Origin of the sequence: Bifidobacterium sp. ESL0775 (assembly GCF_029395475.1) — a bacterium.
Taxonomy (GTDB): domain Bacteria; phylum Actinomycetota; class Actinomycetes; order Actinomycetales; family Bifidobacteriaceae; genus Bifidobacterium.
This window is the reverse complement of the sequence record NZ_CP113917.1, coordinates 2172442-2191418: the sequence shown is the minus strand read 5'-3', so window position 1 is coordinate 2191418 and position 18977 is coordinate 2172442. Positions and strand designations below refer to the sequence as shown.

Below are 18977 nucleotides of genomic sequence, written 5' to 3'. Positions count from 1 at the left end.
GTCATTTGAAGAACTCCGGGGGGAGTCCGAACCGTCCGTTCTCCTCTCGGATTTCCTTTTCGTCGGCCGTCGTATCGGCGTATGACGGTTCGGTGTGCGGGTTCGTGTTGACGTCCGCCGCGATGGATTCGGACATGATGGCATCGTATTCGTCGCCGTGCTCCATGAGTTCGGGGAGATGGTTGATGGCGCTCCGTTCGAAGGATTCGGAGAGGTGCGTGTAATACTCCGTCATGTTCGGGGACATGTGCCCGAGGATGACTTGTACTTGTTCGACGGTCGCGCCTCCCATCACCATCAACGACGCCGACACGTGCCGCATATCATGGAGCCTCATCGACCCGTCGATTTTGGGGTCTCCGCCGCCGTCTCGTATGTACGCCTCCTTGACCTCGTTCCATAGCTTTTGCTGTTTGCCGCCGGTGAGCGGTCGCTGTTTTTCGTCGATGAAGCAATACCCTTGGTAGTTCGTGAGATGGTACCTCTCGCATTGCCAAGTGTAGTATGATATCCAATCCTCCGCCCATGTCTTCGGAACCGGTATGGTGCGCTTCCGGCCTTTCGTATAGTCTCGGAGAATCCATTCGCCGGTCTGCGCATCACGGTCATATTGACGTCGGACATGTATCCGAGTGTGGTCGAAATCATCATCGAAAAGATGGTCGAAGACGTCCCAACATAGCCCGCGTATCTCGCCCGCTCGTAGACCCATGGACGCGGCGAGGACCATGCCGTAGGTCGTGCCGTAGTCGGCCATGTGCTCGACCGTATGTCGTAATAGCCACTTGCCCATCGTGATACGTTGCTCGATGTATTCCTCCGTCGCCTCACGCGCCTTCGACACGTATCGTGGCCGGTCATCGAGTTTTATGCGTTTCACCGGGTTGTCGGTGATGTAATCGTTGGAAAGACACCATTCCAACCATTGGTTGAGTTCGGAGTACATCTGTTGGCCGATGCGGCTGTTATCGGTCTTCGCGTTATGTTTCGCCGTCGTGATGACGGCCATGCACGTGCCACGGTTGACGTCCGTGAGCTTCATGCCCATGTACGGGGCGAGGTACCGTCCGAGCCGTTCGGTCTTGCGCGTGATGGTGTTCGCCCTTGCGTTGCCCTCCCGTTTTTCGGCGAGGTAGCGTTCAAGTGCCGTCCTCACCGTCATGTCCCGTTCCTTGCTGTCGGGGTCGGCGAGATACGCGGCGAGGTGTTTCGCACGGTTTTGGAGAGCCTTCTTTGGCGTGTTGCCGCGTCCTTCGATGCGGTGCTTGTATTGACCTTTCGGCCATCGCGCGACGTATGTGTGGTATGTGGGAGACCAAAAGATGCTCCCGCCGTCGCCCCCGTAAAGCGCCTTCGTCATGTCGTCCGTCATGCCGCCATCATAGCACGCACGCCCGCCGGAACTACACCCTTTCTACACCCTTTTTCGGGTAAAAAAAGTGGCCGGGAATGTTGAGATTTCAACGTTTCCGGCCTAGAAGTGGAGCTGATGGTAATCGAAACCACGACCTCTTCGATGCGAACGAAGCGCTCTACCAACTGAGCTACAGCCCCATGTCCTTGAGTTCATCGCTCAAGACAACGTTACATATTCTAGTACAACCCAATCCCAAGCACAATTCGGCGGGTTGGACGATAAATGGATTTCATATTGCCAGCAACGCCTCGGCGGTTTTCTGGTCGGTGACGAGCGCGGAGATGAGGTGCCCGACCAGGCAGGCGTGGATGGCATTGACCTTCACCGGCCCCCACGCCACCCCGATGACCATGGGGATTTTCCTGAGCCGCTCAAGGTCGATGGAGATCGTGCGCTCGTAAAGATCGGAGTGGACGAGGTTGCCCTCCGCGTCGATGAGATGGCCGCAGATGTGGCCGATGACCCCGCGCTGATGCAGGGTGCGCGCGGTCGCCGGGTCCACGTATTCATCGAAGATGTGTCCCAGTCTGTCATCGGTCGCGGCACCGACGCCCACGATGGCGATATCGGCCCCGCCTCCCAGCGCCAGCGCCGTGGCGATCTGCGGCTCCTTGCGCATGCTGTTCGCGATCTTCGCGTTCGAGAGGATCATCGGCGCGGGTAGGGAGGTGAAGGTGCCACCGAGCCTGCTGGCGAGCATGCGGCAGATGTCGGGGGAGTCGATCATCGGGTTGTCCGGGCTCAGCGCGCCGATCATCTGCGCGACGTTGGTTTTCGGCCATTCGCAGATCGGCATCTCGTGCACCGTCGCCGCGACGGCCCGTCCGTTGGAGACGGTGATCAGCGAATCCGGCTTGCACAGCTCGCTGAACAGCGCTGCCGCGTATCTCGGCACGACTTGCACGGAGCTTTCGTTGTCGTGCACCGCCGCCACGCGTACGTGCTTGAGGCCGTATTTGCGCTCCAGTTGCTGCTCGAGCTCGCGGATGCGCTCCAATTCATGGCCGATGGAGATATGGACCATGCCCGAATCCCTGGATTCCTTGAGCAGCCGGGAGACCGTGGGCCGCGAATAGCCGATGTCGCGGGCGATCTGGGCCTGCGTCTTGTCGTCGAGATAGTAGGAGCGCGCCACATGCAGCATCAGCTCGATATGATGCCGCGATGAGCTTGTCGCCAATGAATCGTCGCTGAACATGTGTTCATCTTAACTCGATTCGAGAGATTTTATCCTGTTATATATAAGAATTTCAATACACAGCGAAATATATGTAATACATTATGGTGAACATCTGTTCATCGTCATACGGGTCATTCCCTCCGCAATCGCATACTGTAGCAATTGAAACGCAGTGGACGAGATTACAAAGTGCGTGAATTGATTTCGGCGCGCGAAATCTGTGATCCGGACAAGTTCATTACGTGAAGGGTTTGCGAGTACCGACGGCCGGCCTCCATGATTGGCGACTGGCGGAAGGCACGCCACAAATTAACAGTTGTGAATCAAATAAGGAGCAGCAATGTCGTTTGCACGTACAATTCTGGGCGATGTCGACCCGAGCACCCTCGGCGTGGTCGACGCCCACGACCATCTCATCCGCGTTGGCGCCGGTGAGGTCTACATCGATGGCGACCATCAGCTTGATTCCGTCGAGAAGGCCGAAGAGGAAGCCACGCGCTTCGCCCAAGCCTCGAAGAAGTGGAGCAAATATGGCGGCACCATCGTCGATATGTGCCCCATCAACTGCGGCCGTGACCCGGCCAAGCTCGCCGAGGTCGCCAAGAACGTCAAGGACCTGAAGGTCATCGGCGCCACCGGCTTCCACCGTGAGCATGTCTATCTGGAGACCCAGTCCCATTGGGTCAACCGCTATTCAGTCGACCAGATCACCGAGCTGGTCATCGCCGACATCCGCGAGGGCGTCGACCAGAACGATTACACCGGCCCGTTCGTCAACCGTTCTCCCTACAAGGCCGGCGTCATCAAGGTCGGCACCGCCTACGGCGAGATCACCCCGTTCGAGCACAAGTGCCTCGAGGCCGCCGCAGCCGCCGCCATCGAGACCGGCGCCCCGGTCAACACGCACACCACCTACGGCACCTGCGGTCTCGAGCAGGCCCAGGAGCTCTTAAAGCAGGGCGTGCCCGCCGACCAGATCGCCATCGGCCACATCCAGCGCAACGCCGATGTCTATTACCTCGAGAAGATCCTCGACCTGGGCGTCTACCTCGAGATCGACGGCACCAACCGCATCAAGTACCAGCCTGATTCCAACCGCATGATGGAGCTCAGGGCGTTCAAGAAGGACGGCTTCGAAGACCGCATCCTGCTCGGCACCGATTCCGGCAAGCGCTCCTACCAGAAGGCCTACGGCTCCGTCTCCGGCGTGGATTACAACCCCGCCGTCGACGGCCCGCGCATGATCGACGAGGGCTTCGACCCCGAGTACGTCGACAAGCTCCTGATCAAGAACGCCGCCAAGTTCTTCACCTTCAAGAAGGAAGGCTGATTTCAATGGCAGAGAAGTTGCAACGTCCAATGCTGCAAATCGCGCTGGACACCACCGATATGCCGAGCGCCCTACGTCCGTTGAACCAGGCGGTCAGCCAGGTCGACGTCATTGAGTGCGGCACCATCCTCATCATCGCGGAGGGCCTGAAGGCCGTGCGCGAGGTGCGTGCCCTCTACCCGAACAAGACGATCCTGGCCGACGTGCGCATCGCCGAGGCCGGCGCCCTGATCGCCCGCAACTGCTTCGAGGCCGGTGCGAACTGGGTCTCCGTGGTGGCCGGTGCCTCGATGACCACCGTCGAGCAGGTTGTCAAGGTCGCCAACGAGTTCGGCGGCGAGGTGCAGATCGAGCTCGGTGAGAAGTATGATCCGGATCAGGCCCGCGAATGGCGTCGTCTCGGTGCCACGCAGGTCATCGTCCACCGTTCCCGTGACGCGGAAGTCGCCGGCAAGCTCACTTGGGGCCCCAACGACATCCAACGCATCAAGGAGCTGCACGACATGGGCTTCATGGTCACCGTCACCGGCGGCGTGAAGGCCGACGATCTGCCGTTCTTCAAGGGCGCTCCGGTCGGGGTCATCATCTCCGGACGTGGCATCGTGAAGGCCGACGACCCGCTGGCCGCCGCGAAGCACCTGCAGGACACCATCAGCGAGGTGTGGCCGCAATAATACCTGCGGCGATTAGCCTCGCGCTGATATTTCCGGTTTGTGCGCCTCGTGCAACATTCGGGGCGCGCAAACCACATAATTGAATCAAAAACCATTGTGGCGCGAATCTGTAGATGTGTATTCGGTGAGTGCATATTCGTGCCATATTGGACATCATTCGACGGATGGTTTGGTAGCGGTACCAACACTGGTACCAAGCCATTCTGCGAAATAAATAAATTCACGGTTTCGCATCCGGCCCATCGGATGCGACTTCACCGTCGTCTGTGTCAACTGAAGGATATAGGTAACGGTCTTTCCGACCATGTCGCGGCTACGCAACGCGGTTGCGGATCGGAATGATGGTTCGGAACGTATGACTCCTTTTTCCGCGTAAAAACGCGGAGGCTGGAAGCGCCGAATCCTGTGATCTCAGCCTGCCGGAACTCGGCAGGAAACAAAAGCGCAACGCCCCAAAGGCGCGCGCAGCGTAAAGCAAATAGTTACAAGGAAGTGCAGCTATGGCAACTTATGATCTTTCCACCATCGGTGAGGGCCAGATTCGTTTCACCGTCAACAGCGGGGAACGCCTTCTGTTCACCCGTTCCGTATCCATGAACCCCGCGTGCTCCGAAGCGAACGTCGCCGGTCTTCTGGCGCAGCTCGGACGCAAGACGCTGTGGACCAGCTCGCTGCCGGAAGGCGACCTCGGCGATTACATTTTGACGGAATACCGTTCCGTGGGCGTCGACATGAAGACCATGGTGCGCAAGCCCGGCGGCCGCACGGCCCTCTACTTCATGGAGCCGGGAGCGGGCCCGATGCCGGCGAACGTCATCTATGACCGTGACTGGACACCGTTCCGCGCCACCGGCATCAACGATTACGACTGGGACTCGATGCTCGACACAAGGCTCATGTTCCTGACGGGCATCACCGCCGCGCTGACCGACACCACCGCCGAAGTCGTGCGTTACGCCGCCGACCACGCGGTTGAGCGTGGCGCCAAGCTCGCGCTCGACGTCAATTACCGCCACAAGCTGTGGGATGGCGATCGTGCGCGCGAGGTGCTCACCCCGATCGCCGAGGAGGCCAATGTCATCTTCTGCTCGATTTCGGACGCCGAGAAGGTCTTCGGCATCACCGGCACGCCCGAAGAGGTGACCGCCGAGCTGATGAACCGCTTCGACCCCGAGTACGTCGTCTCCACGAACCACATGGAGGGCCCGTACCTGCGCACTCCCGAGGGCTTCACCGAATACCACACCACCGCCGTTCCGGTCATCGACCGCCCGGGCGCTGGTGATTCGTTCGTCGCCGCCACCTTGCACGGCTACCTTTCCGGCGACATCGCCGAAGGTGTCAAGTGGGGCCAGCGCGCCTCCAAGTTCGCCATCACCCACAAGGGCGACCTGACCCGCATCCGCCCCGACGAGCTGGACATCCCGCTCGGCACCGACATCGACCGGTAGTCAAGGTTTCTCAAGACATAAAAACATCAGTCAGTGAAAAACAGAGAAACAAGGAAAAGAAATATGAGTAATACAACAAGCGCTCCGGCCCCAACGGCTTCGGCGTATGAACAAATGGATACCCGGCCGCTGACCGGTCATCAGAAGAGCATCATCTCGTTGGTCATCCTGGGCAACGTCTCCGAGTTCTTCGACATGTTCCTCATCGGCTTCGTGGTCTCACTGCTGACCACCGCGTGGAAGCTCACGGGCTTCGAGGCCGGCGTCATCCTGGCCTGCTCCGGCTTGGGCACGGTCATCGGCTCCATCATGTGGGGCCGTCTGGCCGATAAGTTCGGCCGCAAGCACGCCTTCCAATGGTGCGTGATCTGCTTCGTGGTCTTCACCGTGCTTTCGGTGTTCCTGCCCGACCGCGCCTGGCTGCTTCTGGCCATCCTGCGTATCGGCGTCGGCATCGGCGTCGGCGGCCTCAACATCACCTCTATCCCTTACGTCCAGGAATTTGTCCCGAGCAAGAACCGCGGCATGCTCTCCGGCCTCGCGTCGGTCTTCATCCCGCTCGGCCTGCTGCTCGGCTCCGTCTCGCAGAGCATCGTCGGCGACAACTGGCGTATCCTCATCGCCATCGGCGCCCTGCCGGTGCTGCTGCTTGTCTGGTTGCACTATGTCCCTGAATCCCCTCGTTTCTATCAGACCAAGGGCGAGGACGACAAGGCCCGCGAGGCTTTGGCTTGGGCCATGGAGCTCCCGATCGACCAGGTCGGCGCTCTGCCCAAGGTCGAGGTCGAGAAGAAGGTCGGCTACGGCGAGCTCTTCAGCAAGCACATGCGTCCGCTGGTCATCATCACCATCGGCTCGTTCTGCTTCATGATGGGCAGCTTCGCCATCCAGTCCTGGGGCCAGACGCTCCTGAAGGACGCGTTCCACTTCACCCCGCAGGTGGTGGCCTACCTGTTCATGGGCGTCTCCGTCGCCGACTGCATCGGCCGCTTCGGCTCCGCTTGGCTCGCTGACGTCATCGGCCGTCGCTGGACGATGTTCCTCTTCGGCATCGTTGGCGCTGCTGGCTGCTTCTACGCCGCGTTCTTCCACAGCTCCGGCTGGCAGTTCTACATCGCGATTCTCATCATCATGACCTTCGCTGATGGCGCGTTCGGCATCCTCAACGCCTTCGGTGGCGAGCAGTTCCCGAACGACGTGCGCTCCACTGGCCTCGGCTTGGGCTATGGCCTCGGCGCCATCGCCAAGGTCGTCGGCCCGGCGCTCATGGGCATCCTCGTCGGCGGCAGCTTCGTCGCTCAGCACATCGACATCTCCGTGATCACCAAGGCGTTCACCTTCTTCGGCATCTGCCTGGTCATCGGCGCGATCACCTACCTCTTCGCGCAGGAGACCCGTGGCAAGGACCTCGAGAGCCTGTGATTCGCTGAAGTTCCGTGAGGGGCAAGCCGCTTGACGTTGGTGTGTAGGCGGCGCTCCTCGCGGAATTTTTCTTATCGTCGGATTCGCGCTTTTATTTGTCGTTGATGGCTCAAATTCTGTGGAATATGGCTTGTGGCTTCCATGTAAGCGATAGCATGGATATGACATATTGAAAATCGATAGTTTTACTGTCACTCGGTCGGCGGATGATGTCTTGCGTCGATTGTGGCTTTTTGAAAGGAATAAAATATGACTACATTGGATGATTTTGGTCCTGAGGTCCGCGCCGAGGTCAAGCAGGTGCGCGAGGTCGTCGCGACCCTGCACGAGCAGCTGATCAAGTGGAACCTTGTGGTGTGGACGGCGGGCAACGTCTCGCAGCGCCTGCGCACCGCCGACCTGATGGTGATCAAGCCTTCCGGCATGCGCTACGAGAGCCTGACGCCGGAATCGATGGTCGTCTGCGACCTGAACGGTGACCCGGTGGACGGCCTGGCCGCGCCGAGCTCTGACACCAAGTCCCATGCCTATATCTACCGCCACATGCCTGACGTCTATGGTGTTGTGCACACGCATTCCACCTATGCGACGGCTTGGGCCGCCACTGGCCAGAACATTCCGTGCGGCCTGACGATGATGGGCGACGAGTTCGGTGGCCCGGTGCCGGTTGGTCCGTTCAAGCTCATCGGTTCGGAAGCCATCGGCGAGGGTGTGGTGGAGACGCTCAAGAAGTATCCTCATTCCCCGGCTGTTCTGATGCAGAACCATGGCCCGTTCACCATCGGCAAGGACGGCGAGTCCGCGGTCAAGGCCGCTGCGATGACCGAGGAGGTGGCGCACACGATGTGGGCCGCCCGTCAGATCGGCGACATCATCCCGATCGCGCAGGAAGACATCGACAAGTTGAATGACCGTTATCAAAATGTTTACGGCCAGCACTGAAAATATGGAGCGTCATCGCCCAGTCAGAGATTTCGACGTACCTCAAGTACGCCTTCATCTCTGGCTGAACGATGCCGCACGCATATTTCCGGTTGTCGGTGCACGCTGATGTGTTGAAGCATCAGGCAATATAAAAGTGGTGCGTCCTTTGATTGGGATGCACCACTTTTTGTTTAGGGTTGGTTGGAAGTCACATATCCTCAACGACCAGATAGGTCATGTCGAGCGGGCCGTGGACGCCTACGACCAGGACCATCTCGATGTCGCCGGTCGATGAGGTGCCGGTGATGAAGTTGAGGTTCGAGGTCTTCAGCTCGCCGGACTTCAGGGCGGGCTCATAGTAATCCATTGCCTGACGGGTCCGCGCCACGATCTTGGACTTGCGGATGATGCTCAGATAGTGCACCGGCAGGAAATGGAACGCACGGCCTTGGCCCGGCGTGGTCGGCGCGGTGATGGTGCAGGACTCGGCGCACAGGAAGTCGGCGAAACCGATGGCCGCTTCCGAGTGGTTCGCCGCCTGGATGTTGGCCTCGCGCCCCGCGCCCGGCACCCAGAACGCCGGCTTCGGGTCGAGCCCGTCTCGCCATGATTCGAGTCCGAACGCCTGGTAGTTCTCGTCATAAGTGGGCAGCAACAGCTTGCCGTCAGCCTTGGCTTCGATGAACTTGTTCAGTGCGGCGGGCAGTCCGGCCTTGTCGGTCGTCTGGAAATCAACGTGCACCGCCGGGGCGTTCTTGCGCGCGATTTCAAGCAGCTCGTCCTGCGTGTGGCCGGAAAGCGTGCTCTCCGGCAGGTCGTTGACCGGCTCGAGCGGATGGTCCTTGAGCTGATGGCGCGGGCGCCCGCTTTTCTCGGCGAGATAATCGAGAAATACTTCGCGATCGGTCATGATGTTCAGTCCTTCTTCCCGTTATCGGTGGATGCTGGGTCCGCGTTGCCGGCAGGTGAGGATGTGGATGCCTCTGAGCTTCCCGCATTCCTCGGATCCCCGGCATCAGTCGGCGCATAATGCACCGGTGCCTTGGGCGGTATCGATTGCTCGGTCGATTGCTTGCCCGCCTCGTTCACGGCGATGCTGTGCCGTGCGGCGTTCGCGTGCGAGGTATGGTCGGTGACCAATACGCCGGCTTCCTCGATCGAGCCAAGGGCTTCCGGCACGGTCGCATCGCTCAACGGCGTGGCTTGCTTGTGGCCGACTTTGCGTGCCGAGACGCTGTTGTCATACGTTCCGAACGACTTGGGTGCATTCGGGTTCTTGGAGAGGATTTCGGCCTGGGCCTTGTTCCATTCCACGTCGTTGCCTGCGGCCTTGTATTGCGCGGTCTTGCGCTTGTTATACCAAGTGCGGAAGTTCTTGGAATGGGCCGGCGGCTCCGGCAGGTCGCGGACCTTGGTCCATCCGCCGAAGACGAACGGCATCCATTCCTCGTGCTTGCCGTTTTCGTTCAGGTTCTTGGCCGTGTCGGGCACGCGCTTGCCGGTCGACGGATCCTTGATGCCCTTCTTGGCGATCGTGTTCATCGCGACGTGATCGAAGGTCAGGGCGGTGCGGAAGAGCGAGGAATGGCCGGTGCCCATGCCGACGACCTTCATGACGGTGTCGGCGATGAGATCGCCCATGTGCTTGTCGTTCATCTCGACTTCGCGGTGCTTCAGGATCAGTTCGTGCAACGGAATCTTGACCGGGCAAGTCGCGGTGCAGGCCGAGCAAAGCGAGCATGCGTACGGCAGGTCATGGAATTCGTCGTAATCACCTTGCAGCAACGGCGAAAGCACGACGCCGATTGGCCCTGGATAGATGGAGCCGTAGCCCTTGCCGCCGATGTTGCGATAGATCGGGCAGACGTTGAGGCAGGAGGCGCAACGTATGCATTGCAGGATCGGCTCGAACTCGGTGCCGAGCGCGTTGGAACGCCCGTTGTCGACAATGACGACATAGAAATCGTCAGGTCCATCGGCCTCATCGGGGAGCTTCGGCGAGACGAAGCTGCAATACGAAGTGAGTTTGGAACCGACGGCGGAACGGACGAGCATATTGTCCATTGTTTCGGCCTCACGTAGCGTCGGCACGATACGTTCCATGCCCATGACGACCACCTGCGTGGGCGCGATGGCCATGGAAAGATCGGCGTTGCCTTCGTTGGTGACGATGTTGACCATGCCTTGGTCGGCCACGGCGAAGTTGCAGCCGGTGATGGACATGTCGGCCTCGAGGAACCGTTCGCGCAGCACCTTGCGGGAGAAACGCGCCTCGTGCTGCGGGTCGTTGTCGCCCTTGTAGCCGATCGCCGCGAACAGTTTCTGAACTTGGTCGCGGTTCTTGTGCAGCGCGGGGAAGACCAGGTGGGAAGGCTCATCCCAGTTGTCGAGCTCGAGGATGAATTCGGCCAGGTCGGTTTCGGTGACTTTGACATCGGGGATCTTCAGCAGCGCCTTGTCGAGCCCGATCTCTGAGGTGACCATGGATTTCGGCTTGACGATCTTGTGCGCCTGCTTCTTCTTCACCAGATCGGTGATGAAATCGCGCGCCTCGACGTCGGTCTGGGCGAAGAAGACGTGCCCGCCGCGTTTTTCGACGTTGTCGGAGAACTCCTCAAGATAGTCGGGGAGGTAGCGAATGGCCTGTTGGCGAATCTGCTCGCCAAGGTCACGCCAGCCCTCCCAGTTGCCAAGCTCCGCGCGTGCGGTCTCGCGCTTGACCCACTGCGCGTCCTGCGCGTTGGAGATGGCGCGGTGCGCGAACTTGTCCTTCTCATTGGTCTCGACGCGCTTGACGAAATCTGGGTCGCCATATTGCAGCATCGTGCCGGTCTTCTGGCCGGTGCGCTTGAACATGGTGTCGTCCATCTGGGTGTCGCTCATACCAAGGCCTCCTCGTGCGCGTTGGAATGTTGCAAAGTCTCTTGGTCGATGGCTTTGCGCTCGTCGGCATCAACGTACCTGACGCGGCTCATGTCGACGTTGCTGTTGAGCACTTCGGCCAGGTGCATGATGGTGATTTTCTTGCCCAGCCTGTTGAAGCGGCCGCCGATGTTCATGAGGCACCCCGGATCGCAGGAGATCAGGACCTGCGCGCCGGTGCTCTCAACATCCGCGACCTTCTCATTGACCATTTCCCGCGAGACCTCAGGCATTTTCATGGAGAACATGCCGCCGAAACCGCAGCAGTTCTCGATATGCGGCAGCTCCTGCACCTTAAGCCCTTTGACGTGGTCCATGAGGATATAAGGGCTCTCGCGCTCTCCGAGCAAACGGGTCATGTGGCAGGAACGGTGGTAGGTGGCCACGGCGTCAAGCTCCGCGCCCGCGTCGAGCACGCCCAGCACGCGGTAGACGAATTGCGAGAACTCGTAGGTCTTCTCGGCCATCGCGTGGGCCTTGGCCTTGTATTCATCATCGCCCTTGGGCAGGTGGAACTGCAGCTCCTTGAGCATGTTGACGCAGGAACCGGCGGGCCCGACGATGTAATCCGCGTCGACGCTCATCAGGGCGTCAATCTCGTTGTGCATCACCTTGGTGGATTCCTTGACATACCCGCTGTTGAACGTGATTTGTCCGCAGCAGATCTGCTGCATGGGCACGTAGGTCTCGCAGCCGAACCTTTCCAAGACCTCGACCATGGCTTTCCCGACATTGGGAAATATCAGGTCGACCAGGCAGGTGGAGAAAATCACTACCTTCATCTCAACTCCTTAAGTTGGCCGTCATGTTTGATGCCTTTCGGCATGCGGCTGCCATACATGGCTTCATTGCACGTGTGATAACGTTCGATGTTCCATTTCCTATAGCCTTCAACATCTAACGATAGAGGCAGAACATGAAAAACGAGTGGCGTTTTATCAACAATTACGATTTGTCAACGTGATGTTGCTCACATTATAAAGATGATACGAGCTGCGCTGCCGGGCTATTGAGACAAAAATACTTAGAACGTTTGAAGTGATGAGATCAGAGAAATCAATGAAGAGTAGGGAAGGACGATGAGGCGTAGAAGAATCAGTGAAATATGGTGAGGTCGATGAAATCCGTGCACAATGTTTTTCCAAGTTCGAAAAGACGATGAAGGCGCTGAAAGACGGCGAAGTGTGGAAAACGATGAAGGCGCGGGAAGACGACAAAGCCGTAGGGAAACGGCGAAGTGTGGAAAACGACGAGGCGCAGAGAAACTGAACGAAACGAGCTTGTCTCAGTCATTGGTTGCGTTCTCTTCGGTTTCTGCGACTTCCTCAACGGTAACTTTCGTCTCCTTCTTGCCGAACTTCGCCTTCAACAGGCCGATGATGGTGGGCAGTAGGGAGATCGCGAGGATGGCGACGATGACCAGTTCGAAATTGTTCTGGACCACGGGAATGCCGCCGAAGAAATAGCCGAGCAGGGTAAAGAGCGTCGACCAGGTCAGTCCGCCGAGCGCGGAGAACGGGGTGAAGCGGCGCCAACGCATGCCGGAAAGGCCGGAGATGAATGGCATGAACGTGCGGATGAAGGGGAAGAAGCGGCCAAGGAAGACGGCGAGCGGGCCCCACTTGTCGATCATGCCTTCCGTCTTGGCGAGACGCTCGGGGGTCATGGCTTTGACTTTGCCGCTTTCGATGATCTTGCGGCCGAAGAAGTGGCCGATGAAGTAGTTGCACTGGTCGCCCACGATCGGCGCGATCCAGACCACAGGAAGCAACGCAATCAGCGGAAGCGCGGATTTGCCGGTCACGGCGTCGGGCGCGGCGAAGAAGCCGGCCGCGAACAGCAGGGAGTCGCCGGGCAGAAACGGGAAGAAGACCACTCCGGTCTCGATGAAGACGATGAGGAAGATGAAGCCGAGCGTCGGCACCACCCCCATCGAGATCCAACCGGCGATGATGGTGCGCGGGTCCTTCAGCAGCTCAATGAGGAAGTGGATAAAACCCATGATGTCCCGTCTGTAGTCCTATGCCATTGCAAGTGTAAATTCGTTGGGTCAAATCGTTGCGGTCATTGGCCGAAAGTGCTCAAGTCTCTGCCGCACGTCCCATGCCTCCAGCGTTATGAAGTAATGACGCCATAGCGGGTTCCGCACGTAAGCAACATCTCATTTGCCCAACTTGCCACTTTACCAGCAACCACCTTACGATTGTCTGCCAACTGCCTGACCCCCTGATGAATCTGCACAAATCCGAGCTGGGCTGTCAAAGTAAAGTCGCCAATTCCCCAAACTGGTAAGGTTACGTGACCAGTTAAACGAAAATTGGCAAAGTAAAGTTACCAATTATCGGCAAACTGGTAAAGTAACATTGCCAATATTTGAAAAACTGGTAAGATTACTTTACCAGTTGGAGGAATGATGAACACGGTTATTGCGCAGAAGATACAGGATTTCTCGTTGGATGATTTTCGTCCCATCGTCCCGAGGGACCTTGACCTGGGTGAGCCGCTTGCTCCCAAGGTGGGCAATCTGGTCAAAGTCGTCATCGGCATGAGGCGCAGTGGCAAGAGTTTTCGCCTTTTCCAGGAAATGGATCGGTTGCTTGACTCAGGTGTCGCGCCGGATCGTGTCTGTTATTTCAACTTCGAGGACGATCGACTTGGCCACGTCACCGCATCCACAGGCGACGAGGTCTTGGAGACCTTCTTCCTGCTGCACCCGCAAGCGCAGGATGGGGGAGTGTATCTGTTTCTTGATGAGCTGCAGGAAATGGCCGGCTGGGGCAAGTGGCTGCGCCGCGTGGTGGACACGACGAAGGCGACCATTTATGTCAGCGGCTCGTCGTCGAAGATGCTCTCGAGTGAGGTGTCGACCGAGTTTCGTGGGCGCGCGCTGGATTTCGAGTTGTTGCCTTATTCTTTCCATGAGTTTGTCCGTGCACATGGCACCCTGAAGGGTGCTGCGCGCAAGACCATCAAAGCGGACAATACTTCTGACAGAAAAAGAGTGACGGAAGTTGGTGAAGTTGGTGAAACTGGCGCCAAGGGGATTGGCTCGTTTTCCCGATTCGAGGCCATCGCCAGCCACTATTCCACGGAAGAGCAAATTCGCTTGCGCCGTGCTTTCAGCGAATACCTCGATCGGGGAGGTTTCCCTGCCGCGCAAAGCCTTCCCGCGCCACAGGCCATCGCCTTGTTGCAAAGTTATGTGCAGCGCGTGGTGGCCAGGGACGTCGTGGAACGCCACGACATCAGCCGCCCCCAAGTGGTGGTGGCCTTCGCCAGAAGGGTGCTTGGCTCGAACGGCAGAAGCGTTTCCCTGCGCAAAATAGAGAATGATTTGCGCAGCGCCGGTCTGGATTCGAGCCGGGCGCTATTGAGCGACGTGCTGAGGTATTGCGAAGAAGCCTATCTGTTGTTCGCTTTGAGGGAGTTCTCGGTGTCTCTGAGCGTCAACACCACTTCAATCCCCAAGATCTATGCCATCGATCCTGGGCTGGCGCTCGCCTATTCGCGTGCGAGCGTGAGCGATGTCGGCCAGCGGCTTGAACAGTCCGTCTACCTTGAATTGCGACGCCGGAACATCGGTTTACGGCGCGATGGCATTTCGTCGTATCGCACGCAAAAACATGGGTATGAGGTCGATTTCGTCGTCGGCGATGCGCTGAGCCGCGAGACGTACGAGCTTTATCAGGTCACGGTTTCGATGGATGATGAGCAAACGGCCCAGCGTGAATTGCGGGCCATCTGGGAAATGCTCGATGAACAGGACATGCACGAGGCCACGCTCATCGTGCTTGACGGCGGCCTCAAAGATTATCGCCGTGGTCAGCAAGTCATTCACCAAGTCCCGGCTTGGATCTGGTTCATGGAACCAGGCCCGCAGCCCAAGGCGTGAGCAGGCGTCTTTTGACCCATCACTTTTGGCATGTCGCCAACTGTTCTTATTTAATGAGTCTAGCATCATTAACTGTCTTATGAGTAGGCTACTCGTGAGACAGTTATGTGTGAAGGCCTGACGAACGGATGTATAGAATCGTCAAAGGCAATAGTGACAGTTGCCTTATATTCCACATGATGGGTTTATAGGTCCAAGTCACCGGACTCGTCGATGAAAACGTTGAACGCAACTATGCGTTCCTCTGTGAAGAAACATTGGCGGGAGTCCCTCCCGCCTTTTCGTTGAGCCCGAAAGCTCTCTTTTAATATAACAGATTTTTGATTGGAACACGAATCGAGAATTTCTGTGAGGTTTTGCTCTTTAGAAAATAAAGGAATGTTGCTGTTTATTGATGCCTTTCTGCCGCACCAATAAACAACGTTGAGTTGGTGGAGTGCTTGCTGAGGGTTGGGGTGGGTGTCGGCGCGGTGGTTGGTTTGGGTTGTTGGTTGCCGTGCCGGCACCCGGTTGGGTTCCCGCCGGGCCGGGGTGTTGGTTGGCTTGGCGGGAAGTCTTTTGATTATTCATGGATGCGGGACGTTGGGCTGCGGTTTTGCGATCCGGCGTCCCATACCATGTGGCCGGCCGGTGTCACTAGCCTTGGGTCTTGTTTGCCTCTGGTTGTTGTTTGGGACGTCTGGCTGGTCAGTGTCATCGGCCGTTGGTCTGGCTTGGTTTTATAACATGTCTCCGCTTGGTTGTGTGTGGCGTGATTTTGAGATTGGGCCATGCGGGTTGTCTTATCTGCTGTGGCGGGCGTTGGCTTGGCGTTGGTGGCGCAGCCGGTCCGCGGCGGCGAGCAGGAGGAGCGCCAGGGCGAGCCCGGCGGCGAGGAATGTGACGAGCCGTTGGGGCTGGCCGCCGGTCAGTGGCAGGCTGCTGAGGTAGATGCCGCTGATGCGGGTGGTTGTTGTACTGGTCTTGGTGATCGCTCCGGTCTGGGTGGTGCCGTCGCCTCGCCAAATGTCGGTGGCGCCGAGCGTGGTGAGCGTGGTTTTGATGTCGTAGTCGCCGCCTTGGGGCAGTTGTTCCTTGGTGTAGTCGTGGTTGATGGTGTAGTCGCTGATACCGTCCCAGTCGCTTGTGGTCTTGGGTGCGGTGCAGTCGGTGTAGGCGGCTTGGGTGTGTGGTTTGACGCAGAGGGTGATGGTGTCTCTGTTGGTCCATGGCTTGCCCGTGGCGGTGAACCTGACGCCGTTGTCCGCGGGCGAGCGCTGGCCGGTGCCGGTGGGCGCGTTGAGGATGTTCCAGACGGGGTGCAGGGTGACCGAAGTGTGTCCGTTGCTGTCGGTGGTGCCGTCCGTGGCGGGTATGGTGGTCGCCCCTGGCGTGGCGAACTCCGGTGTGGACTGGCTGGCCAAGTGGTTCCATCCGGTGAGGTAGCCGCCGGCCACGCTGATGCCGCCCGTCGCGGCGAGCCTGGGCAGGCTGACGTACGCCTTGCCGTCGCCGGTGTCGGTGTAGACGGGGTCGATGTCGGGTACGGTGCCGGTGGGTGTGCTGGCGCCGTCTTTGGCGAGGGTGACGGTGGTCCATGGCAGGGTGCCGGTGAGTTTGGCTTCGGGGCTGGTGACGGTGGTGTGGGTGATGGGGTCGGTGGCCGAGCTGCTGGCGGCCACCGAGTACTGCGCGCCCACCGGGTACGCGCCGGTGAACGTGCTGGCGGGGAAGCTGACCGTCCATGTGCCGCCGGCCGTGGTGGCGGTCTGGCAGGTGGTGGGGTTGAGGCAGGCGGTGACGGGGTCGTCATGGCCGAGCGTGCCGCTTACCTGTATGGTGTCGCCGGTGTGGTGGTAGGTGGCGGTGAGGCCGCCGGGCGGGTTGATGTCACGCCATTGGGCGTAGAGGGTGATGGTCTGGTGGGGGAAGTACTCGCCCCGTGTGAGGCTGGCGATCTGCTGGCCGGGCCGATAGGGGGTGCCGCGCCCGTAGCGGTCGGTGTTCCACCCAGTGAACACGCTGCCCGCCCGGTGGCCGGTGAGCACGGTGGCGGCCGGCGCGGTGAGGGCCGCGCCCGCGCTGGTGGTGTCGATGTCCGTGTAGTAGGAGCCGGCCCCGCCGTTGGCGTCGGCGACCAGGGTCGCGCCCACATAGGTGCTGTCCGTGTAAAAGCCGGCGGGATTCGCGGAGGCGGCGCGCGTGGTTAGGGCGGCCGTGTTGCCAATCGGGCCGACCTCGGGGGCTCCGGGTTGGAAGCTTTGCATCTGCACCCAGTTGATGTTCTGGTTGACGCTGGCGAAGGGGTTGCCGGCCGGGGTTCCTTGCGCGTTGTAGAGGCGGGTGTTGGCCCCGAGGGCGAGCATTCGCAGGCCGCTGGGGAGCGCGCCCGCATGGTTGGTGACGTTGCGCAGGTCCCACCCGCTCAGGTCCAGTTCCTTGAGGTTCGTGTCGCCTTGGAACATGCCGGAGATGTCCTGGATCCCGTGCATGTCGAAGCCGGAGGGGTCGAGCACGGTGAGCTTCGGGCAGTCGTAGAACATCACCGACATGTTGGTGGCCTGGCTGGTGTTGAAGCCGGTGACGTCGATGCCCACCAGCTTGTGGCAGCCGTAGAACATTTTGCCGAAATTGGCAACTTTGCGGGTGTCGAAATGACTGACGTCCACGCTCGCCAGGCTCGCGTCCCCGGAGAACATGCTCCACATGCTGGTGGCATTCGAGGTGTCCCAGTCTTTCAGGCCGATGATTGCGGTGAGGTTCGGGTCGTTGAGGAACAGGTTGGTCAGGTTGAGTTGGGTGACGTCCCAGCCGGTCACGTCCAGGCTCTGGAGCGACGGCCAGCTCGACAGGACGCTGGTCACGTATGTGTAGGTCCTGACTGGGTCGTAGATTTTGCCGTCCAAATCGGTGACTGTTCTGCCGGTGACGGTCAGGTTGGCGAGGTTCAGCTCCTGCAGGCCGGGCGCGTCGTGGAATGCCTCGATCCATCGGGACACCGTGGTTCCATAGTCCGGAGCGCTGCTGTTGTCGATGGTCATGCCGGACGCGTCGATCGACTTCAGATTGGTGACGTCATGCAGGAAACCATTGGTGAAGTGACGGACGGGGGGGTAGGGGAGGTTGGTGGTGTCGAATGCTTTTGGGAAGCCGATGATGTTGCCGACGTGCCAGCCGTGGATGTCCAGTCTGGCGAGGCTCGAGCAGTTACCGAGCATGCCGTTGAGGTTGGCGTTGTCGGCGAGGTGGAGGTTGGGCAGGCTGAGGCTGGCCAGGCTGTTGCAGCCGTAGAACATGCCTTGTATATCCGAAACGTGGCTGAGGTCCCAGCCGGACGTGTCCACCGAGACGAGCAGGCGTGCTTCGGCGAACATGTAGTACCCTGCGTTGCCGGTGAGGATGAGCTGTGCGTTCCGACCCATCCTGAACTGGATGAGGGACGGCCAGTTGAACGCGTTGCTGGTCCTTATGGTGAGGCTGCCTTTAATGAGGATGTCGGTGGCGTCATGGGCGACCGTGCCGGCGTTGCGGTAATTGCCGAACGCGGTGGCGCTGGTCACACTGCCCGTGTCACCGCTGGCACCGCCGTCGATAGTCAGCGTGCAGCCTGTGCTAAATGTCCAGTTGGCGGTGTTCCATGTGCCGGCCTGCGCGGTGCATGAGCCTTGCGGATCCACGGACGGCTCCCCGCGCGTCAACGGCGACGATGGCTCCGCGGAAGAGGTTCGGCTCCGGCCTTCGACGATGTGGGATACTGAGTGGACTGTGGAAGAAGCAGGGGAGCTG

At 59.4% G+C, this 18977-nt stretch carries 14 protein-coding genes and 1 tRNA gene; 7 read left to right on the top strand and 8 right to left on the bottom strand.

The window, feature by feature from the left end:
• Nucleotide 1: 1 nt before the first annotated feature.
• From OZX73_RS08555 to OZX73_RS08545, 3 genes are all read right to left on the bottom strand, one after another.
• Nucleotides 2-1372, bottom strand: a complete 1371-nt coding sequence (locus OZX73_RS08555) for a site-specific integrase (RefSeq protein WP_277149403.1) — start codon at nucleotides 1370-1372, stop codon at nucleotides 2-4.
• Between the two features lie 109 nt (nucleotides 1373-1481).
• Nucleotides 1482-1554: transfer RNA gene (locus OZX73_RS08550), tRNA-Ala, on the bottom strand.
• Nucleotides 1555-1646: 92 nt separating this feature from the next.
• Nucleotides 1647-2615 carry a sugar-binding domain-containing protein gene (locus tag OZX73_RS08545; protein WP_277149401.1) on the bottom strand — a complete coding sequence of 323 codons (969 nt, stop codon included), beginning with the start codon at nucleotides 2613-2615 and terminating at the stop codon, nucleotides 1647-1649.
• A gap of 322 nt (nucleotides 2616-2937) precedes the next feature.
• On the opposite strand from OZX73_RS08545, the gene OZX73_RS08540 reads away from it, so the two are divergent.
• From OZX73_RS08540 to OZX73_RS08520, 5 genes are all read left to right on the top strand, one after another.
• Complete coding sequence (locus tag OZX73_RS08540) at nucleotides 2938-3927, top strand: hypothetical protein (RefSeq protein ID WP_277149399.1); 990 nt, start codon at nucleotides 2938-2940, stop codon at nucleotides 3925-3927.
• 5 nt (nucleotides 3928-3932) lie between these two features.
• Nucleotides 3933-4601, top strand: coding sequence for a 3-keto-L-gulonate-6-phosphate decarboxylase UlaD (locus tag OZX73_RS08535; RefSeq protein ID WP_277149397.1), 669 nt, complete (start codon nucleotides 3933-3935; stop codon nucleotides 4599-4601).
• 500 nt (nucleotides 4602-5101) lie between these two features.
• Nucleotides 5102-6052, top strand: a complete 951-nt coding sequence (locus OZX73_RS08530) for a sugar kinase (RefSeq protein WP_277149395.1) — start codon at nucleotides 5102-5104, stop codon at nucleotides 6050-6052.
• A gap of 63 nt (nucleotides 6053-6115) precedes the next feature.
• On the top strand, nucleotides 6116-7474 hold the full coding sequence (locus OZX73_RS08525; RefSeq protein ID WP_277149393.1) for an MFS transporter: 1359 nt from the start codon (nucleotides 6116-6118) through the stop codon (nucleotides 7472-7474).
• Nucleotides 7475-7723: 249 nt separating this feature from the next.
• Nucleotides 7724-8416 (top strand): L-ribulose-5-phosphate 4-epimerase, encoded by a 693-nt coding sequence (locus OZX73_RS08520; protein WP_277149391.1) that lies wholly within the window; start codon nucleotides 7724-7726, stop codon nucleotides 8414-8416.
• Between the two features lie 190 nt (nucleotides 8417-8606).
• On the opposite strand, the gene OZX73_RS08515 is transcribed toward OZX73_RS08520, so the two are convergent.
• The 3 genes from OZX73_RS08515 to OZX73_RS08505 are packed head-to-tail and all read right to left on the bottom strand — an operon-like array spanning nucleotide 8607 to nucleotide 12102.
• The gene (locus OZX73_RS08515; RefSeq protein ID WP_277149388.1) at nucleotides 8607-9308 is read right to left on the bottom strand and encodes a lactate utilization protein C; all 702 of its coding nucleotides are present in this window, start codon (nucleotides 9306-9308) and stop codon (nucleotides 8607-8609) included.
• A gap of 5 nt (nucleotides 9309-9313) precedes the next feature.
• Entirely contained in the window at nucleotides 9314-11281 is a 1968-nt protein-coding gene (locus OZX73_RS08510) for a LutB/LldF family L-lactate oxidation iron-sulfur protein (protein ID WP_277149386.1), read from the bottom strand.
• Nucleotides 11278-12102 carry a (Fe-S)-binding protein gene (locus OZX73_RS08505; RefSeq protein WP_277149384.1) on the bottom strand — a complete coding sequence of 275 codons (825 nt, stop codon included), beginning with the start codon at nucleotides 12100-12102 and terminating at the stop codon, nucleotides 11278-11280. Before OZX73_RS08505 ends, OZX73_RS08510 begins: the two co-directional genes overlap by 4 nt.
• Nucleotides 12103-12418: 316 nt before the next feature.
• Here OZX73_RS08505 and OZX73_RS08500 point away from each other — a divergent pair, with 316 nt between their 5' ends.
• Entirely contained in the window at nucleotides 12419-12589 is a 171-nt protein-coding gene (locus OZX73_RS08500; RefSeq protein WP_277149381.1) for a hypothetical protein, read from the top strand.
• A gap of 16 nt (nucleotides 12590-12605) precedes the next feature.
• On the opposite strand, the gene OZX73_RS08495 is transcribed toward OZX73_RS08500, so the two are convergent.
• The gene (locus tag OZX73_RS08495; RefSeq protein WP_277149379.1) at nucleotides 12606-13322 is read right to left on the bottom strand and encodes a VTT domain-containing protein; all 717 of its coding nucleotides are present in this window, start codon (nucleotides 13320-13322) and stop codon (nucleotides 12606-12608) included.
• Between the two features lie 408 nt (nucleotides 13323-13730).
• Here OZX73_RS08495 and OZX73_RS08490 point away from each other — a divergent pair, with 408 nt between their 5' ends.
• Nucleotides 13731-15212, top strand: coding sequence for an ATP-binding protein (locus OZX73_RS08490; protein ID WP_277149377.1), 1482 nt, complete (start codon nucleotides 13731-13733; stop codon nucleotides 15210-15212).
• A 782-nt stretch (nucleotides 15213-15994) separates the two neighbouring features.
• Here the strand turns inward: OZX73_RS08490 and OZX73_RS08485 are convergent.
• Complete coding sequence (locus OZX73_RS08485; protein WP_277149375.1) at nucleotides 15995-18889, bottom strand: BspA family leucine-rich repeat surface protein; 2895 nt, start codon at nucleotides 18887-18889, stop codon at nucleotides 15995-15997.
• Between the last annotated feature and the right edge of the window lie 88 nt (nucleotides 18890-18977).